At 42.4% G+C, this 17,191-nt stretch carries 20 protein-coding genes, 1 tRNA gene and 1 riboswitch; of the genes, 10 read left to right on the top strand and 11 right to left on the bottom strand.

Annotated elements, in window-relative coordinates:
• Window positions 1–42: 42 nt before the first annotated feature.
• The 4 genes from G460_RS0112000 to G460_RS0111985 all read left to right on the top strand — a co-directional run bounded on the left by G460_RS0112000 (window position 43) and on the right by G460_RS0111985 (window position 3,870).
• Complete coding sequence (locus G460_RS0112000) at window positions 43–1,029, top strand: isoaspartyl peptidase/L-asparaginase family protein (RefSeq protein ID WP_026955582.1); 987 nt, start codon at window positions 43–45, stop codon at window positions 1,027–1,029.
• Window positions 1,026–1,769, top strand: coding sequence for a copper homeostasis protein CutC (locus G460_RS0111995; protein ID WP_026955581.1), 744 nt, complete (start codon window positions 1,026–1,028; stop codon window positions 1,767–1,769). The genes G460_RS0112000 and G460_RS0111995 overlap by 4 nt, the downstream gene beginning before the upstream one ends.
• A complete protein-coding gene (locus G460_RS21820) occupies window positions 1,766–3,298 on the top strand; it encodes an FG-GAP-like repeat-containing protein (protein ID WP_051316029.1) in 1,533 nt (510 codons plus the stop codon). Before G460_RS0111995 ends, G460_RS21820 begins: the two co-directional genes overlap by 4 nt.
• Window positions 3,299–3,408: 110 nt before the next feature.
• Window positions 3,409–3,870, top strand: a complete 462-nt coding sequence (locus G460_RS0111985) for a CBS domain-containing protein (protein ID WP_026955580.1) — start codon at window positions 3,409–3,411, stop codon at window positions 3,868–3,870.
• A gap of 33 nt (window positions 3,871–3,903) precedes the next feature.
• On the opposite strand, the gene G460_RS0111980 is transcribed toward G460_RS0111985, so the two are convergent.
• The 4 genes from G460_RS0111980 to G460_RS0111965 all read right to left on the bottom strand — a co-directional run bounded on the left by G460_RS0111980 (window position 3,904) and on the right by G460_RS0111965 (window position 7,505).
• Complete coding sequence (locus G460_RS0111980) at window positions 3,904–5,076, bottom strand: trans-sulfuration enzyme family protein (protein WP_026955579.1); 1,173 nt, start codon at window positions 5,074–5,076, stop codon at window positions 3,904–3,906.
• Window positions 5,077–5,170: 94 nt separating this feature from the next.
• A riboswitch (SAM riboswitch) is annotated at window positions 5,171–5,274 on the bottom strand.
• Window positions 5,275–5,331: 57 nt separating this feature from the next.
• Window positions 5,332–5,892: an aminoacyl-tRNA hydrolase gene (gene pth, locus G460_RS0111975; protein ID WP_026955578.1), complete on the bottom strand. Its 561-nt coding sequence runs from the start codon at window positions 5,890–5,892 to the stop codon at window positions 5,332–5,334.
• A gap of 74 nt (window positions 5,893–5,966) precedes the next feature.
• Window positions 5,967–6,551, bottom strand: a complete 585-nt coding sequence (locus G460_RS0111970; RefSeq protein WP_026955577.1) for a 50S ribosomal protein L25/general stress protein Ctc — start codon at window positions 6,549–6,551, stop codon at window positions 5,967–5,969.
• A gap of 27 nt (window positions 6,552–6,578) precedes the next feature.
• Window positions 6,579–7,505 carry a ribose-phosphate pyrophosphokinase gene (locus G460_RS0111965; protein ID WP_026955576.1) on the bottom strand — a complete coding sequence of 309 codons (927 nt, stop codon included), beginning with the start codon at window positions 7,503–7,505 and terminating at the stop codon, window positions 6,579–6,581.
• 331 nt (window positions 7,506–7,836) lie between these two features.
• Here G460_RS0111965 and G460_RS0111960 point away from each other — a divergent pair, with 331 nt between their 5' ends.
• The 4 genes from G460_RS0111960 to G460_RS0111945 all read left to right on the top strand — a co-directional run bounded on the left by G460_RS0111960 (window position 7,837) and on the right by G460_RS0111945 (window position 12,477).
• Window positions 7,837–10,545: a M14 family metallopeptidase gene (locus G460_RS0111960; protein ID WP_026955575.1), complete on the top strand. Its 2,709-nt coding sequence runs from the start codon at window positions 7,837–7,839 to the stop codon at window positions 10,543–10,545.
• 110 nt (window positions 10,546–10,655) lie between these two features.
• On the top strand, window positions 10,656–11,372 hold the full coding sequence (locus tag G460_RS0111955) for an EcsC family protein (RefSeq protein WP_026955574.1): 717 nt from the start codon (window positions 10,656–10,658) through the stop codon (window positions 11,370–11,372).
• Window positions 11,373–11,392: 20 nt separating this feature from the next.
• Complete coding sequence (locus G460_RS0111950) at window positions 11,393–12,016, top strand: Crp/Fnr family transcriptional regulator (RefSeq protein WP_026955573.1); 624 nt, start codon at window positions 11,393–11,395, stop codon at window positions 12,014–12,016.
• Between the two features lie 53 nt (window positions 12,017–12,069).
• Window positions 12,070–12,477 carry a nuclear transport factor 2 family protein gene (locus G460_RS0111945; RefSeq protein ID WP_035464390.1) on the top strand — a complete coding sequence of 136 codons (408 nt, stop codon included), beginning with the start codon at window positions 12,070–12,072 and terminating at the stop codon, window positions 12,475–12,477.
• Between the two features lie 72 nt (window positions 12,478–12,549).
• On the opposite strand, the gene G460_RS0111940 is transcribed toward G460_RS0111945, so the two are convergent.
• Window positions 12,550–12,622, bottom strand: a tRNA-Gln gene (locus tag G460_RS0111940).
• 305 nt (window positions 12,623–12,927) lie between these two features.
• Between G460_RS0111940 and G460_RS0111935 the strand changes: the two genes are divergently transcribed.
• The gene (locus G460_RS0111935; protein ID WP_026955571.1) at window positions 12,928–13,179 is read left to right on the top strand and encodes a hypothetical protein; all 252 of its coding nucleotides are present in this window, start codon (window positions 12,928–12,930) and stop codon (window positions 13,177–13,179) included.
• 51 nt (window positions 13,180–13,230) lie between these two features.
• Here G460_RS0111935 and rplI read toward each other — a convergent pair whose 3' ends face one another.
• The 4 genes from rplI to G460_RS0111915 all read right to left on the bottom strand — a co-directional run bounded on the left by rplI (window position 13,231) and on the right by G460_RS0111915 (window position 15,417).
• Window positions 13,231–13,674: a 50S ribosomal protein L9 gene (gene rplI / locus G460_RS0111930; RefSeq protein ID WP_026955570.1), complete on the bottom strand. Its 444-nt coding sequence runs from the start codon at window positions 13,672–13,674 to the stop codon at window positions 13,231–13,233.
• Window positions 13,675–13,714: 40 nt separating this feature from the next.
• Window positions 13,715–13,966, bottom strand: a complete 252-nt coding sequence (gene rpsR / locus G460_RS0111925; protein ID WP_026955569.1) for a 30S ribosomal protein S18 — start codon at window positions 13,964–13,966, stop codon at window positions 13,715–13,717.
• Window positions 13,966–14,334, bottom strand: a complete 369-nt coding sequence (rpsF, locus tag G460_RS0111920; RefSeq protein WP_026955568.1) for a 30S ribosomal protein S6 — start codon at window positions 14,332–14,334, stop codon at window positions 13,966–13,968. The genes rpsR and rpsF overlap by 1 nt, the downstream gene beginning before the upstream one ends.
• Window positions 14,335–14,487: 153 nt before the next feature.
• Window positions 14,488–15,417, bottom strand: coding sequence for a hypothetical protein (locus tag G460_RS0111915; RefSeq protein WP_026955567.1), 930 nt, complete (start codon window positions 15,415–15,417; stop codon window positions 14,488–14,490).
• A 21-nt stretch (window positions 15,418–15,438) separates the two neighbouring features.
• Here G460_RS0111915 and G460_RS0111910 point away from each other — a divergent pair, with 21 nt between their 5' ends.
• Window positions 15,439–16,023 carry a class I SAM-dependent methyltransferase gene (locus G460_RS0111910; RefSeq protein ID WP_035464388.1) on the top strand — a complete coding sequence of 195 codons (585 nt, stop codon included), beginning with the start codon at window positions 15,439–15,441 and terminating at the stop codon, window positions 16,021–16,023.
• On the opposite strand, the gene G460_RS0111905 is transcribed toward G460_RS0111910, so the two are convergent.
• Window positions 16,020–16,799 (bottom strand): O-methyltransferase, encoded by a 780-nt coding sequence (locus G460_RS0111905; RefSeq protein ID WP_026955565.1) that lies wholly within the window; start codon window positions 16,797–16,799, stop codon window positions 16,020–16,022. The two genes, G460_RS0111910 and G460_RS0111905, sit on opposite strands and share 4 nt — an antisense overlap.
• Before the next feature lies 1 nt (window position 16,800).
• Window positions 16,801–17,187 carry a Co2+/Mg2+ efflux protein ApaG gene (gene apaG / locus G460_RS0111900; RefSeq protein WP_026955564.1) on the bottom strand — a complete coding sequence of 129 codons (387 nt, stop codon included), beginning with the start codon at window positions 17,185–17,187 and terminating at the stop codon, window positions 16,801–16,803.
• Between the last annotated feature and the right edge of the window lie 4 nt (window positions 17,188–17,191).

Below are 17,191 nucleotides of genomic sequence, written 5' to 3'. Positions count from 1 at the left end.
CTGAAATTGATAATTTGAACGCTCGAATCTAAAATAAGTCTAATGTCTCAAAGAAGAAAATTTATAAAGCAAACGCTGATGAGTTCTGCTCTGTTTATTCCTGGAGTAGGTCAAAGTTTTGCAGAGAATACACCAATACAAAAAGCCGGTGAAAAGCCTTTGTTTCTGTCTACTTGGAATCACGGGCTTCCTGCGAATGCTGCAGCTTTGAAAAAATATGCTGAAACCAACAGTGTCTTGGATGCAGTAGAGGCTGGTGTGATGGATACGGAGTTGGATTTAAGCAATCTGTCCGTCGGACTTCAAGGTCTTCCTGACCGTGAAGGCATTACTACGCTGGATGCTTCTATCATGACTGGTGATGGCTCTTGCGGTTCAGTAGCTTTCGTCAGACAAGTGAAGCACCCGATCAGTCTAGCAAGAGTGGTCATGGAAAAAACACCTCATGTGATGATCGTAGGAGAAGGTGCGCGACAATTGGCAATAGCGGAGGGCTTTCCGATCGAAGAGGAGAAATTAAGTCCGAAAGCTGAAGCGGCCTATCTCAAATGGAAAGAAACAAGTCAGTATAAACCAGTGATCAATATCGAAAATCATGATACGATTGGGATGATTGGGGTCGATGCCAATGGGAAACTAGCAGGCAGCTGTACCACAAGTGGATTGGCGTACAAAATGCACGGAAGAGTAGGTGATAGCCCTATCATTGGAGCTGGACTCTATGTGGATGATGAAGTAGGGGCTGCTACAGCCACTGGTTTGGGAGAGTCTATTATCAGGATTTGTGGTAGTTTCTTGATCGTGGAGCTCATGAGACAAGGGCGAACACCTCAGGAGGCTTGTGAAGAGACCGTCCGAAGATTGGTCGCTAAGAATGAAAAAAACATCAAAGATCTTCAAGCAGGATTTCTTGCCATCAATAAGGATGGGGAAGTGGGAGCGTATGCAGTGCATCCAGGGTTCAATTTTGCCCAAGGTGGACTTCAGGGAAACACAATGATTGATTCCAATAGTTATTTTAAGAAATGAGAAAATTTGTATTGGAGTCCCCTGTTTTCAATCTGCAATCAGCATTGGATGCAGCCAAATTTGGGGTGAACCGATTGGAGCTCTGTGCAAACTTTCCCGAAGGAGGAGATACTCCTAGCGGAGGAATGTTGTCTTACCTCAAGTCAACGATTGAAATTCCTGTTTTTGTAATGATACGACCAAGAGGAGGTGATTTTTGCTACTCTCCTGAAGAAGTGTCAGTCATGAAGAAAGACATCGAGCTCTTAGGGGATTTGGGTGCAGACGGATTTGTTTTTGGAGTGTTGGATGAGTCGGGGCAAGTCAATCAAGAGGCAAATTCAGTGCTCATCAAAGCGGCGAATGGCAAGCCTTGTACGTTTCACAGGGCCTTTGATGTATGTGCAGCGCCTCTGAAAGCTCTGGAAGAAATCATTGCTTTGGGTTTTGATAGAATATTGACATCAGGAGCTAAAAACACAGTAACTGATGGAATGGAACTGATCGAGCAGCTAATCAAAACAGCTGGTGATCGGATTATTATTATGCCTGGAGGAGGATCTCGACCTGATCATGTGGAGCGGTTGAAGCCACTTTCGGACTTTCGGGAAATACATGCTTCTTGCAAAACGAAAGCGGTGTCAGGCAATCAATTTATCAATCCAGATGTTCAGTTTTCGGATGACCCAGAGTTTTTTACCCATCACTTGGCAATCGATGATCATGTGGTGAAACAGTTTTTGAAAGCCTTCGCTGAATGAGAAATTTCGCTTTCCTAGCGGTTCTTTTTATAATGGGCTGCAATCCGATATCTGATCGGAAGCAGCCCATTCCGTCTTTGCAAAGACTGGCACAAATGGACCTGAAATTGAATGGAAAGCAATTGGCGGAGGTATACTGTGGAAACTGTCATCTTCAGCCCAAGCCTGAAATTTTGGATCTCGCTACTTGGGAGAATCATGTGCTACCGGATATGCGTCTCAGGATGGGGCTGATATTGGCGGAGGATTTGGGAAGAGTCATGCCTGAGGATAAAGGAGTTCCTGAAGGAATATATTCAGAAGTCCCCTTGATAAAAGAGGGTGATTGGGAAAAGCTGAAAGAATATTACATCCAAAATGCTCCCGCTACACCTAATCCCCAAGATAGAAAGATGGTGCCAGCCCAAGGTATCCCCGGGTTTAATATAGAAGTGCCTTCATTTGGTTTTTCTTACCCCAGCTTGACCACCTTGTTGGATGTGGACAGTTCTGGGACTATTTGGATTGGGCATCGTCATCATAAATTGTTTCAACTAGATGTTCAGCATGGTTTTCGAGTGAAGGATTCTGTACATACACCTGTAGCTCCGGTGAAAATGAATTGGCGGGCCGGGGATCAATTTGAACTGCTTTCGATGGGTTTGATGGATCCCGCCAATGATAGCGTGGGGACTTTGCAGTCCTATCACAGAAAGGATGAGGACTGGGTGGGCGAAGATATTCTTGAAGGTTTGATTCGACCGGTTGATTGGGCTGCTGCTGACCTAAATGGAGATGGGCTGGAAGATCTCATTGTGTCTCAATTTGGAGATCATGTGGGGAAATTAAGTGTTCACTATGCTGCGAAGGATGGTAGTCATCGGGAACAAGTGATCAAAGCTTTGCCAGGAGCTAGAAAAGTGGAGGTGTTGGATTTTGACGGTGATGGAGATTTGGACTTAATAGGTCTAATGACTCAGGCAAGAGAGGGAGTTTTTCTATGGGAAAATAAAGGGAATGAGAATTTTGTAGAAAACCCCTTGCTTGAATTTCATCCAGCTTTTGGTGCTAGTGATTTCCAGCTGAAAGATATGGATCAGGATGGTGAGCTTGATCTGATTTTGGTAAATGGAGATAATGCTGATTTATCCCAAGTGCTAAAAAACTACCATGGAGTCCGGATTTTTCTTAACAAAGACGAAGGATTTGTAGAGAGTTGGTTTTATCCGATGTATGGTGCGAGTGGGCTCGAAGTGGATGACTTTGATGGAGATGGGGATCAGGATATAGTAGTGATTTCGTTTTTTCCTGACAAAACTCAGACGCCAGAGGAGAGTTTGATCTATTTTCAAGGAAGAGGGACTATGTCTTTCAAGCCTTTTGTACCGGATGTGGACCTTGGACTCAATGCCATGCTGATCAAAAAAGGAGATGTGGATCAGGATGGAGATCAGGACGTATTGATCGGACTTTTTGAGTTTGAGGACTTGTTTAAAAGTACAGAGAGAGCTTGGAAGCCTATTGTTTTACTTAGAAATAATAGTTTGTAAAATTATATTTTTCAAAATTATAGATTAATTATTCTTTAAATTGAAGATTTTGATTTTTTAAACTTGTAATAATTCAGTATATTATAAGTTCACTTAACATCCTTTTGACTATGGTAAAAAGTTTTCAGGGAGTCAGAATGGTAGAACCCAAAAAGCCCCTATCCAATCCAATCTTAGTAAGAGATCACATGAGTATTAACTTGGTGACATTTCGTGCTGATGACACGATAGATCAGGTTTTGGAAATATTGACAAAGAGAAAAATATCCGGTGGTCCGGTCTTGGATGAGTCAGGCGCATTGATAGGGATTATATCAGAAGTGGATTGCCTTAAGGAAATCATCAAGGGCAAGTATACCAATACCCCGACCTTTCCTGCAAAGGTGAAAGAATACATGTCTACTGACCTGCATACAATCTCTCCGGATGTATCACTTTTTGATGCGGCTGGGATCTTTTTGGATTTGAAAATTAGAAGACTTCCAGTTTTGAAAGATGGAAGGTTAGTTGGACAATTAAGTTTGTCAGATGTAATTCGGGCATTTCCGAAGCTCAAGCATACCACTTGGTAAAAGAAAAGGCAGCCACTGGCTGCCTTTGTTGTGTTATTTCGAAAGTTCCAAAGCTCTCTCTACATCCTGAATGATGTCGTCTGCATGCTCAAGGCCTACTGACAATCGTACCAATCCATCACTGATCCCCACTTGCTGACGTTCCTCTTCGGAAAGCTTACTATGAGTCGTAGATGCTGGATGAGTCACGATACTCCTGCTATCACCGAGATTGGCAGTGACAGATACCATCTGCAAGTTGTCAATAAACCGCTGAGCTCTGGCCACGCCTCCCAATAGATCCAAGGTGACGATTCCGCCTCCCTGACTCATTTGCTTGAGAGCAAGATGATGCTGTGGATGGGATTTAAGAAATGGGTATTTGACTGAATTGATCTGTTGATTTCCTTCGAAATATTCTGCGACTTTCAGAGCATTGGAGCAGTGACGGTCCATTCTCACTCCGAGTGTTTCCATGCTTTTGGAAAGGATCCACGCATTGAATGGAGAGATAGCCGGTCCTGTATGTCTGGTGAAAAATTGGACATCTTTGATCAAGTCTTTTTTGCCCAAAATCAAGCCTCCCAATACACGGCCCTGTCCATCGATATATTTTGTAGCAGAGTGGGTGACGATGTGAGCTCCCCATTTGGCGGGTTGCTGTAGGTATGGGGACGCAAAGCAATTGTCTACAACCAAAATCAAGTTATGCGCAGAGGCAAATTTACCAGCCCATTCCAGATCGATGATTTCCAAGCCGGGATTGGATGGGGTTTCGATGAAGAGCATTTTGGTATTGCTTTGGACGAGATTGTCCCAGTTTTCAAAATCTGAAATATCGCCGTATGTAGAGGTGATTCCCCATTTGGGAAATACTCTAGTGAGTAGCTGATGGGTGGATCCAAAAAGCGATCGGGCTGCCAATACATGATCTCCTTGCTCCAAAAGAGAAGCAATGCTCCCAAACATTGCGGCCATCCCTGAGGCAGTGGCAATGCCATCTTCAGTACCTTCTGCAACGCATATTTTTTCGATCAAATCGGTGGAGTTGGGGTTGGCATACCTGGAATAGATATTTCCTTCGATCTCATCCGCAAATGTAGCTCTGGCCTCCTCGGCCGAGTCAAATGTGAAGCTTGATGTTAAATAGATCGGGGCAGAATGCTCCTTTTGATTGGATTTGGATTTGTTGATCCGAATGGAATTGGTTTCGAAATGTTGACTCATGGTTCCTTCTTTTTCTAAATAAAATATACAGGCCTATCTGGAAAATCAGACCCGAATTGTAGAACCAAAAAGAGGATAAGGATGAGTTAATGCCAATTTATAGTTCCCAAAACCGGGTAGGATTTGGCACCTTTTCGCCGCAGTGAATGGTTGCCAGAGGGTCTTTGAGCCTATTCTCTCGCCTCTTCTTTATAAATCAGTTGCCTGAAGTGATGCAAATAAAGTTCTTGCGATCCTTATTTGCAAGAAAATGTATCAATCATTGTATTGGGTCATCGTCTGTGCGATGCCGATAGTGCAAAACCCAAGCACCATATCTATAGCTTTGTCCATGATAAGTGGCAATTCTGCAAATTCTCCTTCCGTGAATTTGCCAAGTACAAAGTCCACTTGTCTGCCTTTGGGGAAGTCATCTCCTATACCCATTCGCAGCCTAGGATAGTCTTGACCTCCTGTGAGAGCTTCGATGTTTTTCAGTCCATTGTGTCCTGCGGCGCTTCCTTTGGCTCTCATTCGGAGTTTGCCAAATGGGATCGCTACTTCGTCTACCAAGACCAGGATGTTTTCTTTGGGGATATTCAGCTCTTTCATCCAGTAGTTTACTGCCTTGCCGCTTAGGTTCATGTAGGTGGTAGGCTTGATGAGATGAATGTTTCTTCCCTTGTGTTTCAATTCAGTTTTGAAAGCCAGTCGGTCACTTTTCCAGGTCGCATCAAACTTGTCTGCCAGTCTGTCTGCCGTCAGGAAGCCTATATTGTGTCTGGTCAGTTCGTATTCGGGTCCGATATTTCCCAGGCCGATGATCAGATATTTCATGGAAATGATGTTTTGGGTTCAAAATAAAAAAATCCTGCCTTTGGGGCAGGATTTTAAATGGGATAAGAATGATCTTAAGCTTCAGAATCTTCAGTTTTCTTACCTCTCAATGCTCTTGGGATACCGATGGTCACCACAGATACATTAGGGCTGGTAAGGATTTCGAAGCTATCAGACTTCAATTCACCTACTTTGAAAGATTTACCCAAATCCAATTTGGAGATGTTTACTTCTACAAAATCAGGGAAGTCTTTCGCAAGTCCTTTCACTTTCAAAGATCTTGTTTTCAATTCCAATTTACCACCTTTAGCAATACCTGGAGAGTTACCAGTTACCTTCACAGGGATTTCGAATTTGATCGGACGATCTTCGGTGTAAGCCATGAAGTCTACGTGCATCAAAGCTTCACTTACTGGGTGAAATTGTGCATCCTTCAATACAGCTTTGACGATGGTACCTTCGATGTTCAACTCTACCAAGTGAACTTCCGGAGTGTAGATCAAGTCGCGGAAAAGGATAGCTGGACTGGAGAAATGAATTTGCTCAGGGATACCAGGACCGTAAACCACGCATGGTACGCTTCCGTTGTCTCTGATCTCATTCAAGCTTTGGCTATCGAGATTTGCTCTTTTAAACCCTATAATCTCAAGCGTTTTCATATGTATTTGTATTTAAAATTGGTTCTTTTAGATAAAGAGAGAACTGATGGATGTGTGACCCGTTACCGCATGGATAGCTTTGGCAAACAAGTCTGCAACCGACAGAACTCTTATTTTTGAAGATTTTTGAGAAAGTGGAATTGTGTCGGTGATGACTAATTCTTCCAAGACTGAGTTTTCGATATTCTCATAGGCCTTGCCCGAAAGCACTCCATGAGTGACGATAGCTCTGACTGAATTGGCTCCTTTTTCCATGATGATTTCTGCAGCTTTGCAAAGCGTACCTGCTGTATCTACCAAGTCATCTACTAGGACTACATCCCTTCCTTCTACATCTCCGATCAATTGCATTGATGCAATTTCGTTGGCTCTTTTTCTGTGCTTATCACAGACGACCATTTCTACTTCAAAGTGCTTGGCATAAGCCCTTGCACGTGCAACTCCCCCTACATCTGGAGCTGCAAAAATCAGATCCTTCAGGTTGAGCTGGCTCAAATAGGGTGCAAAGATAGCTGATCCATTCAAATGATCCAACGGTATGTCGAAAAATCCCTGAATCTGACCGGCATGCAAGTCGCAGGTCATGATTCGGTCAGCACCTGCGGAAGTGATCATGTTGGCGATCAGCTTTGCTGCTATCGATACCCGAGGTCTGTCTTTTCGGTCTTGGCGAGCATATCCGAAATACGGAATGACGGCGCAGACTTTATAGGCACTGGCTCTTTTGGCAGCATCGATCATCAGGCAAAGTTCCAAAATGTTGTCACTGGGCTGATTGGTACTCTGGATGATGAAAACCGTACAGCCTCGGATGGATTCGTCGAAGCTTGGAGACATCTCTCCATCACTGAATTTGGACAGGGTAAGTACTCCCAGTTTTTTGCCATAGTTTTTGGCGATTTTCTCTGCAAGATGGGTGCTGTTGGAGCCGGCAAATATTTTTACCTCAGACATGTAGGAATGGTTTTTTTGAAGAAAGAATCATACTAGATACTGATACAAAAGTAATAATTTTTAGTGGCAAGGGAAGTACACGTAGCCTTTATCCGAATATTATTTTGAAAGGGCGAATCCAACAATATACAGATAGCCTCAAGTTGGATTATTAGGTTTTTTTGACCCTCCTGTGTCAAATCAGTAGGAAAAATCGTGGTGAATCTGAAAAAGTATACCCGATTTTTCCCGATCCTGTAAAAATTTTGCGATTATACATCTATTATTCAAGGCCTCCTTTTTTTACCCTTATTTTAGGGCAAAAGAAACAAAACCACCAATTCAACTCCTTATGAGAAGACGTTTTACCCTGACAGGGATCGTTTTGTGGATCTGCATCTTTGCGGCGCATGCACAAAGTGTCCCAACTCCAAAATCCCACTTTGGGTTTGATATAGGCGATGACTATCAGCTCGCTACTTTTACCCAAACTGAGGCTTATTTCAAGAAGGTCGCAGATGCATCTGATCGCGTAGTGATGACCAGTATCGGCAAGACAGAGTATGGCAGAGAGCAGCCGATGATGATCGTGACGGCTCCTGAGAATTTCCAAAATCTGGATCGGTACAAAGAGATCTCTCAGAAATTAGCTCATGCTGAAATCAGCAAGGAAGAAGCAGAAACACTGATTTCTGAAGGAAAACCAGTAATCTGGATAGATGGAGGGCTTCATGCCAACGAGGTAGTAGGTCCTCATCAATTGATTCAGACCTTGTACGAATTGGCCTCTAGAGAAGATGAAGAGACTTTGCAGATACTAGAGGATGTTATTATTTTGATTGTACACGCCAATCCAGACGGGATGGAAATCATGTCTGAGTGGTACATGAGAAAGGATGATCCTACTCAAAGAGATCAAAACATTCCGATTTTGTACCAAAAATATGTTGGTCATGACAACAATCGGGATTTTTATATGAACAATATGGCTGAGGCGACAAATATGTCCCTGCAGCAATACGTGGAATGGATTCCGCAAATCATCTACAATCACCATCAGTCCGGCCCGGCGGGGACAGTGGTGGCAGGTCCTCCCTATAGAGATCCATTCAATCATGTGTTCGATCCATTGATCATCACGAGTCTGGACGCTGTAGGAGCCGCTATGATCAATCGTATGCATCAGGAAGATCGGCCAGGATATACCCGCTTGGATGGATCAGTATTTTCTACTTGGTGGAATGGAGGCTTAAGAACCACTCCTTATTATCACAATCAAATCGGTATTTTGACTGAAATCATCGGCAACCCAACTCCATCTGAAGTTCCTTTAGTGCCTGAAAGATTGATCCCCAACAATGGAACTCCTTATCCGATTACCCCTAGAGAGTGGCATTTTAAGACTTCTATCGATTATTCTGTTTCACTCAACTATGCGATTTTGAATCATGCCGTAAGACATGGAGATGAATTGTTGAGAAACATCTACCTGATGGGACGTAGATCCATCGAGAAAGGGCAAAAAGATACCTGGACATTTTATCCTAAGTATGCACAAGCTGTAGAGGATGCTTTTGAAAAAGCCAGGAAAGCTGGTGATGCGGAGCGTCCATCTGGCTGGAGATCCGGCTTGCCTGTAGAGTTTTTTGAAGAAGTGTATACAGACGAAGCCAATAAAGATCCTTATGGCTTCATTCTTCCGTCAGATCAGGCGGATTTCCCAACTGCTATCAAGTTCTTGAATGCCTTGATCAAGTCAGGGATTAAAGTAGAAAAAGCCACGGCAGATTTCAGTGTCAATGGCAAGTCCTATCCGGCAGGTTCTTATATAGTGAAGACAGACCAGGCTTTCCGTCCGCACGTTTTGGACATGTTTGAGCCGCAGGATCACCCGAATGATTTCTTGTACCCAGGAGGTCCTCCAATCCGTCCTTATGATGCTGCGGGTTGGACTCTAGCATTCCAGATGGGATCCGAGATCGACCGCATCATGGAAGATTTCGAAGGGCCTTTTGAGGCAGTTCCTTATGGAGAAGTTCAGTCTCCTCCTGCTAAATCATTGGTAAAAGGATCTGGATATTTGCTTGATGCCCGTGGAAATAACTCTTTCATGGCAGTCAATGATCTTTTGAAAGAAAAGGTGAAAGTTTACCGAACTTCTGAAGAAGTGAATGATCTTCCTGCAGGCTCTTTCTATGTGGGAAGTGCTGGTAAGGCGATTTTGGAAAAAGCGGCCCAAGAGTATGGGGTATATCCTATTGCTGCTTCCATGCCTAAAGGCGCTACTGAAATCAAGCCTGCAAGAATCGGCTTGTATGATTACTATGGTGGCTCTATGCCTTCGGGTTGGGTGAGATGGATGCTGGAGCAATTCCACTTTGACTATGAATTGGTATTTCCTCAGAAAATTGATGCCGGCGATCTCAATGATGACTATGATGTGTTGCTCTTCATAGGATCTGGAATTCCTTCTGTGGGAAGCAGAGGCTTTGGACGATCTCAACCAGATGCTTCAGAGATCGATGAGCAGTACCACCATATGCTTGGCAATTTCACTGGAGACAAGTCTGTGCCTCAGATCGAAGAATTTTTGAATAATGGAGGAGAAGTCATCACGGTGGGCTCTGCTACTGATCTTGCTTTCCACTTGGGCCTTCCTGTCTCGGATGCCTTGGTAGAAATGGGTGCAAACGGAAAAGAAGTATCATTAAGTGGCGAAAAATACTACATCCCAGGTTCTGTTTTGGAAATGAATGTCGACAATACTCAGCCAATCAATTATGGTATGGGAGAGACCTCTTATATCATGTTCAATCGCTCTCCTGTCTTTAGATTGGGACCAGATGCTGCTGGCAAAGGCGTAAAAGCTATTGCGTGGTTTGGTGAAGAAGAGCCACTCCGAAGCGGATGGGCTTGGGGTCAGAGCTATTTGAAAAATGGTGTGACTGCTTTTGAAGCGCAAGTTGGCGAAGGGAAATTCTATGGTTTTGGACCGGAAATTACTTTTCGTGCTCAATCTCATGGGACATTCAAAATGCTTTTCAATGGGCTTTATAAATAATTGAAATTCATCCAATGAGAAATCCTGCTCCAAATGGGGCAGGATTTTTTTTGCCAAAATCCTAACTCTTAAGCCTGAAAAAAGTAAACTTTAGTAAAATATGCGCTTTCATGGATAACTATCAGCACTACGTACATGCAGAACTCAGTTCTTGGCTTTATCAAATGAAAAAGCCTCCTTCTCTTGGGAGTAAACTGAGTCATGGAGTCCAGAGCAAAATCAATCAGTGGATTCCTGAGAAAGTTCATAAAACAATCACATTGGCAATCGAAAACCTGGTAAAAGCCGTGTTGACAGGTTCTTCTTGGATAGTGCCTAGACCTGATGAAACAATGCCTTTGAAAGTGCGGGAATTTAAAATTCGGAATCGCATCAAGTGGTATCGCAATACTGCCTCTGTAGAAGGTGCTGTGACAGGCTTTGGAGGAATTTTATTGGGGCTGGCTGACTTTCCTGCTTTCTTGACGATCAAGATGAAGTTACTCTTCGATATCGCAGCTCTTTACGGCGTGGATACGAAAAACTATCAGGAAAGGCTGTTTTTGCTTTATGTGTTTCAGCTGAGCTTTTCCAGTCAAAGACGAAGAAATGATCTGATTGGGCTTCTGGAAAATTGGGATGTTTACAAGGATACGCTGCCGAAGACCATGGATGAATTTGATTGGAAGACTTTTCAGTTGGATTACCGGGACTATTTGGATCTGGCAAAACTCGCCCAGTTGCTGCCCGTAGTTGGAGCTGGAGTCGGGGCGATCGCCAATTATAAGCTGACGGAGCAATTGGGTAGAAATGCAATGAATGCTTATCGATTGCGCTTGTTGCACTAGTTTAAAAAGAGGAGTTGCTTATGAAAGACAAGTCTATTGAAGAGTATTGCAAAAAACAGTTCTATTCACATATCCATGCGCATGTAGCAGTAAGTCAAAGTGAATTTCAGTATATAATAGATCACTTCATTTCTGAAGAGGTCAAACCAAAGACGCTACTTCAGGTAGCTGGAGGTTTTTGCAAATACGAATACTTTGTCGCGAAGGGCCTCTTACAGCACTCCTATTTGGATGAGTCCGGGAGAGAGTTTACTGTTTCTTTTCCTCGAGAAAACTGGTGGGCAGGCGATTTTAAAAGCTTCAAAAATGAAATCCCAACTGACAAATCTTTGGTTTCATTGGAATCAACAATGCTGTTGAAGATTTCAAGATCTGATTTTTTGCAACTGCTTGAGAATTCAAGAGTTTTCGAGCGGTACATCGGCAAGCTTAGCGAAAACAACAGCCTAAAAATGCAAGAAAGGCTGCTGACTGATATGTCCTCTACTTTGGAACAAAAAGTTAGAGTCTTTTACCAAAACAATTTGGATCTTGTGTCAAGGCTGTCGCAAAAGAAGATTGCGAGTTTTTTAGGGGTGAGTCAGGAGCATTTAAGTAAAGTGTTGAATACCAGAAAAGATTTACCATCCATTGACCAATCTTAATATTTTGGAGATTTAAATCATTTAGGATTGTGTTTCAAACAAACACATTTCTAATGGAAAAGCGTCAGCATCAAAACATTGAATTGATTCATTCCTTCTTTTTGGCCTATAATCAAAAAAATATGAAGGCTTTGGAAAGTATTTTGGACCCAGAGATCAATTGGTTTATTCCGGGAGAACATCCTTTGAGCGGATTGAAAAAGGGAGTCGGAGGGGTTTTGGAATATTTTAAGGAGATGGAATATTACCAATTCCAAGCTTCCGCCATCGTAATGGGAGTAGATGACGGATATGTGGTGGACTGCCATCGAAACTGGACGGATTTTAATGGAGAGCGCTTTGAGACTATGTCCTGCTTGCTCTGGAGGATTGAAGAAGGAAAGATCAAAGAGGTCTTTAATTTTCCAAGTGATCAAAAGTCTGTCAACGAGTTCTTTTTAAAAAATAGAAGATTGCTCTAGTGTAAGGGGATGTGAAGACTAGAGACTCTTAAAAAGAGAAAAGCCCTAAATCTTGCGAATTAGGGCTTTTTGTTGGTCTACTAGGGCTCGAACCTAGACTCTTCTGAACCAAAATCAGACGTGTTGCCAGTTACACCATAGACCAGTTTGGATGAGATTCCCTTTTGGTTTCTCTTAAAGTGACACAAAGGTAGAAATCCTCTCCATTTTTTCCAAATAGCACTTTGAAGTTTTTTGATATTGTGTCAAATACCTTGAATGTCAGTAAGAAAAGTTTTTGGTGCGGAAAAGAGGAACGCTCTTTATTATACAGTCAATTTCATTTTATGAATTTGATTAGGTATTTGTGTTCATATTGCTAATCTGTTACTGTTGTGTTAATCCTATTGGTATTTTGAAAATAAATCGCCTGATTTGTTAAGAATTTAGAAGATTTAAACCATAATGACTATGCAAGTAGAAAAAATTGAGAAGACTGTTTCAGAGGCAGTTGCAAAACTGGAGAAATTGAAAGTGGGAGATTCCTTGGCAGGGGAACTTACTTGGTGCTGGTATAGCTACAAAAATGATCAAAACCCAGTAGGTTTTGTACAAAAAGGGCAAGAAGCGCTCGCATTATTTAAGTCGGTTCGTGAGCAAAATAGCCGTGCCGTTTCCAAGAAGCTGCTAGAAGATCTGGAGAAAGCAGTAGCCAGTGCCTAAAATGAAAAAAGCTCGCCAAAGGCGAGCTTTTATTTTTAGATCCGGGTAGGCTTACTCAGCTACTACTACGAATTTAACGTCAGTTTTCACTTCTCTGTGAAGATCTACTTCAGCAGCAAATTCTCCTGCTCCGTCTACTGGAGTGTTGATAGAGATTTTCTTTCTGTCAATTTCAAAGCCTTTGGCTGCAAGCGCATCAGCGATCTGAAGAGTAGTGACTTTTCCGAAGATTTTTCCGGACTCACCGATTTTTGCTTTGATCTCCAAAGTCACATCAGCAAGTTGAGATGCAGTAGTTTCAGCTTCAGTTTTGATTTTTTCAGCTTTGTGAGCTGCTTGCTTGATGTTCTCAGCAAGAATCTTTTTGTTGGAGCTAGTAGCAAGTACTGCGTAGCCTTGAGGGATAAGGTAGTTTCTTCCGTAACCTGGTTTTACTTCTACCAAATCATTTTTATAGCCAAGACCTTTGATGTCTGTTTTTAGTATGATTTCCATTTGTAATAATCTTTATAGGATGGGACGATAGAAGGTTGAATTATTTCAAACCGTCAGTTACGAATGGCAACAAAGCCAAGTGTCTTGCTTTCTTCACTGCCTGAGCGACTTTACGCTGATATTTCGCAGAGTTTCCAGTCAATCTTCTTGGAAGGATTTTTCCTTGCTCGTTGACAAATTTCAACAAGAAGTTAGGATCCTTGTAGTCGATGTACTTGATACCATGCTTCTTGAATCGGCAATATTTCTTCTTGATTTCGCCTCTGTTGATTGGTTCGTTGAATAGTGTCATTAGGCTTGCTCCTCCTTAGCTTCAGCTTTTTTGTTAAACTCTCCTTTTCTTCTTCTGTCTCCGTAAGCAATTGCATGCTTGTCTAGTACAGTAGTCAAGAATCTCATCACCTTCTCGTCACGTCTGAACTCTAGTTCAAACTTACGGATGATGGTCGGATCAGCCTTGAACTCAACCAATACATAGAAACCTGTCGTCTTCTTGTCAATAGCATAAGCCATTTTCTTCAGACCCCAGTTTTCCACATTGATTACATCTGCCCCCTCTTCTTTTAACAAGTTCACAAACTTGTCGACAGTATCCTTCATCTGAACATCAGACAAAACGGGAGTTAAAATGAATACCGTCTCGTAATTTCTTTGGAACATTTTTTAATGTGTTTAAGGAATTTGAATAAACAGACCGCAAAAGTAGAGCAAAATCTTCTGTAATCCAAACACTTTCAGAAATGATAGACAGGTGAGCACAACAAAAAAGCCTCTCCAAAACTGAAGAGGCTTCTCCTTGAAATGTCAAGTCTTTTATTTCACACTAAATGTCTGCGAGCCTACTTGGTAATTGTCTACAAAGATGCGGACTTCGTGATCTCCAGAACTGTAGTCTGAACCTTTTTCATAGTAAAAGGTCAGCGTCTCACCAGAATTGTCAAATATAATGTCTTGTCTAACTGTGTAAAACAACTCTGCTCCATCTACCATGAAGGTACCTGACCCTTTAGCTACGTCGAAGATCGGCTGGGTATTCGGTGCCATGATCTGAACATATACATTTCTTGGACCCTTTTCGGCTACTTTATTGTCTGCGAGATTAAAGCTCACTTTGATCCGTTCTATTTGCCTGTTTTTGAAGTCCTTGGTCGTTTCTACCCGCTCCTTACCTCTGGAGTTGACTGCTGCGATTTGAATATTTTCAGCCTTGAGCATGGAAGCTACATTGACTTTGGCCTGAAGGTCTTCTTTCTGCAAGTTGAGTTGGGCCACTTCTTCCTCGATTTGTGCTTGCGTAGATTTGAGGTCTTGATTTTCGGCATAGAGCTGTTGGTTCATGGCGCGTAGCTCTAGAATTTCCTGATCTTTTTCTTCCAAGAGGCCTGAATAGCTTCTGAGCTTCTCATTCAAGGCTGCGATTTCGGAAGAGCTTCTCTGCTTGGAAGTATTTCTTTCTGCAATGAGCTGGTCTCTGACTTGCTCCAAGGAAGCTATATCACCACCGAGTTTGTCGATTTCCTGGATTCGGAGGTTCAGTTGGTAGGTGACAGAATCCAAGCGTTGGTTTAACTCGTTGTTTTCTGTCGAAAGGAGCAAAATTTCTTCAGTTTTCTTAGATCGATCTACATAGTCCGTATAAAGTTTGATTCCGCTGATGATGACCAGCAAAACCAGAACTATGATGATGATATTTTTTCCCTGATCTTTTTTTGGTCCGGGATCTTTTTCAAAATTAGAGTTCATTTCTAAATCCAAAAGGGCTTGATGATGTTTGATTTTGATGAAAATTACTGGACCGACCGCTATCAAAAAGGCTATACCGGCTGGGACATTGGCTATCCATCTACGCCGATAGTGCAATATTTAGACCAAATTCAAAACAAGAATCTGTCAATCCTGATTCCTGGAGCAGGAAATGCCCATGAAGCAGCATATGCCTTCAATTCTGGATTGAAAAACACGCATATTCTTGATATTTCATCCATTCCTTTAGAGAACTTCAAGAGCAACTTTCCGGACTTTGATCGGGAAAAAATCTTGAAAGGCGATTTTTTTGAGCATTCGGGGAGTTACGATTTGATTTTGGAGCAAACCTTCTTTTGCGCATTGCCTCCCCAGAAAAGAGTGGATTATTGTAAAAAGATGCAAGATCTGTTGAGTCCAGAAGGACGATTGGTCGGTGTATTATTCGGGGTAGAGTTTGATAGGCCTGGGCCTCCCTTTGGTGGGTCGATTGAAAACTACCAGGATTTGTTTTCGAACTATTTTACTATTGAAACATTGGAGCCCTGTGTCAATTCTATTCCAGCGAGGCAGGGAACAGAAGTGTTTGTTTCTTTAGCTCATTAATAATTCAAGACATAGTGAGATTTTTCGGCACCGAAGTCAAAAAATAACACTCCACATTCATAGAAATCCAAACTGAGCTGAACCCTAGGATGGACTTGAATTTCTTTCCAGGCTTTTTCCATTTCATGAGACCAATGGATGTCACCGATACAGATGATGCTCTGAGGCGTGATGGACTGTAATAGAAGGTTAAAGTAAAGCATAGTTCCCTCATAAGTATGGGTGGCGTCGATCAGAGCAAAATCGATTTTCTGGTGGCTAGCCAAGAAGGGAGGGAGAGTCTCTGAGATGTCGCCTAATTGAGGGGATATGGATGGCGGTAGACCATTTTTAAATGCACGCTGGAGTATCTCTGGGGAACCTTCGAAGGTGAAAACGGTGCTTCCAGAAATCTTGGAAAGAAATCTGGCATTGATACCCATGCAGGTGCCTAGTTCGACGATGGTTTTGGCAGGGCTGATTGAAGCAAAGTATTGGTAAAGCAAGTTGAATTTTCTGCCGCTTGTCGAATATCGAGTGATATCAGATACTTTTCTACGTTGGTCGGGTACTTTTTTGGACCCTGCACCTAAATCCAATACTTCGATCAAAGATGAATCTGCAAGCAAGGATTTTCGAATTACTTCGATTTCAAGATGCATGTCATGAGAATGCTTACGGAAGTCTAATAAGCCAGTGTAGAGTTCATAGACTTTGGGGCTTTGGATAGCATGGCGATCCTGTTTCAGAAGCCAATAGTGGAGGTAAGCAAGAAGTGGGTGGATTTTGGAACCCAAATTAATTTTGGAAAAAATTAGCGATCAGCTGAAATTCAGGGACTTTTACTTCCATGATTTTTCCGTCAAAGAGCTTTTGCATATAGTATGTTCCGACCATTTTGCCCAAGCCTGATTTAAGATTGCAGCCAGATACATAACTATGGCTCTGTCCTGGTTCCAAAATGGGCTGCTGTCCTACCACACCTTCTCCTTCTACAGTTTTGGTGGTTTCTGCGGCATCAGCGATTTCCCATTTTCTACGTAATAGCTGGACGGTTTGGCTACTTTTGTTTTGGATGGTTACTTTGTAGGTGAAAACATAATGATGCTGCATGGGGCTGGAAAACTCAGCCTGATAGGTGACTTCCACACTTACTTCTATTCCGTTTGTGGTTGCTGTTACCATGATC

This window comes from Algoriphagus vanfongensis DSM 17529 (genome assembly GCF_000429465.1).
GTDB lineage: Bacteria > Bacteroidota > Bacteroidia > Cytophagales > Cyclobacteriaceae > Algoriphagus > Algoriphagus vanfongensis.
This window is presented reverse-complemented; position numbering and strand designations above follow the sequence as displayed.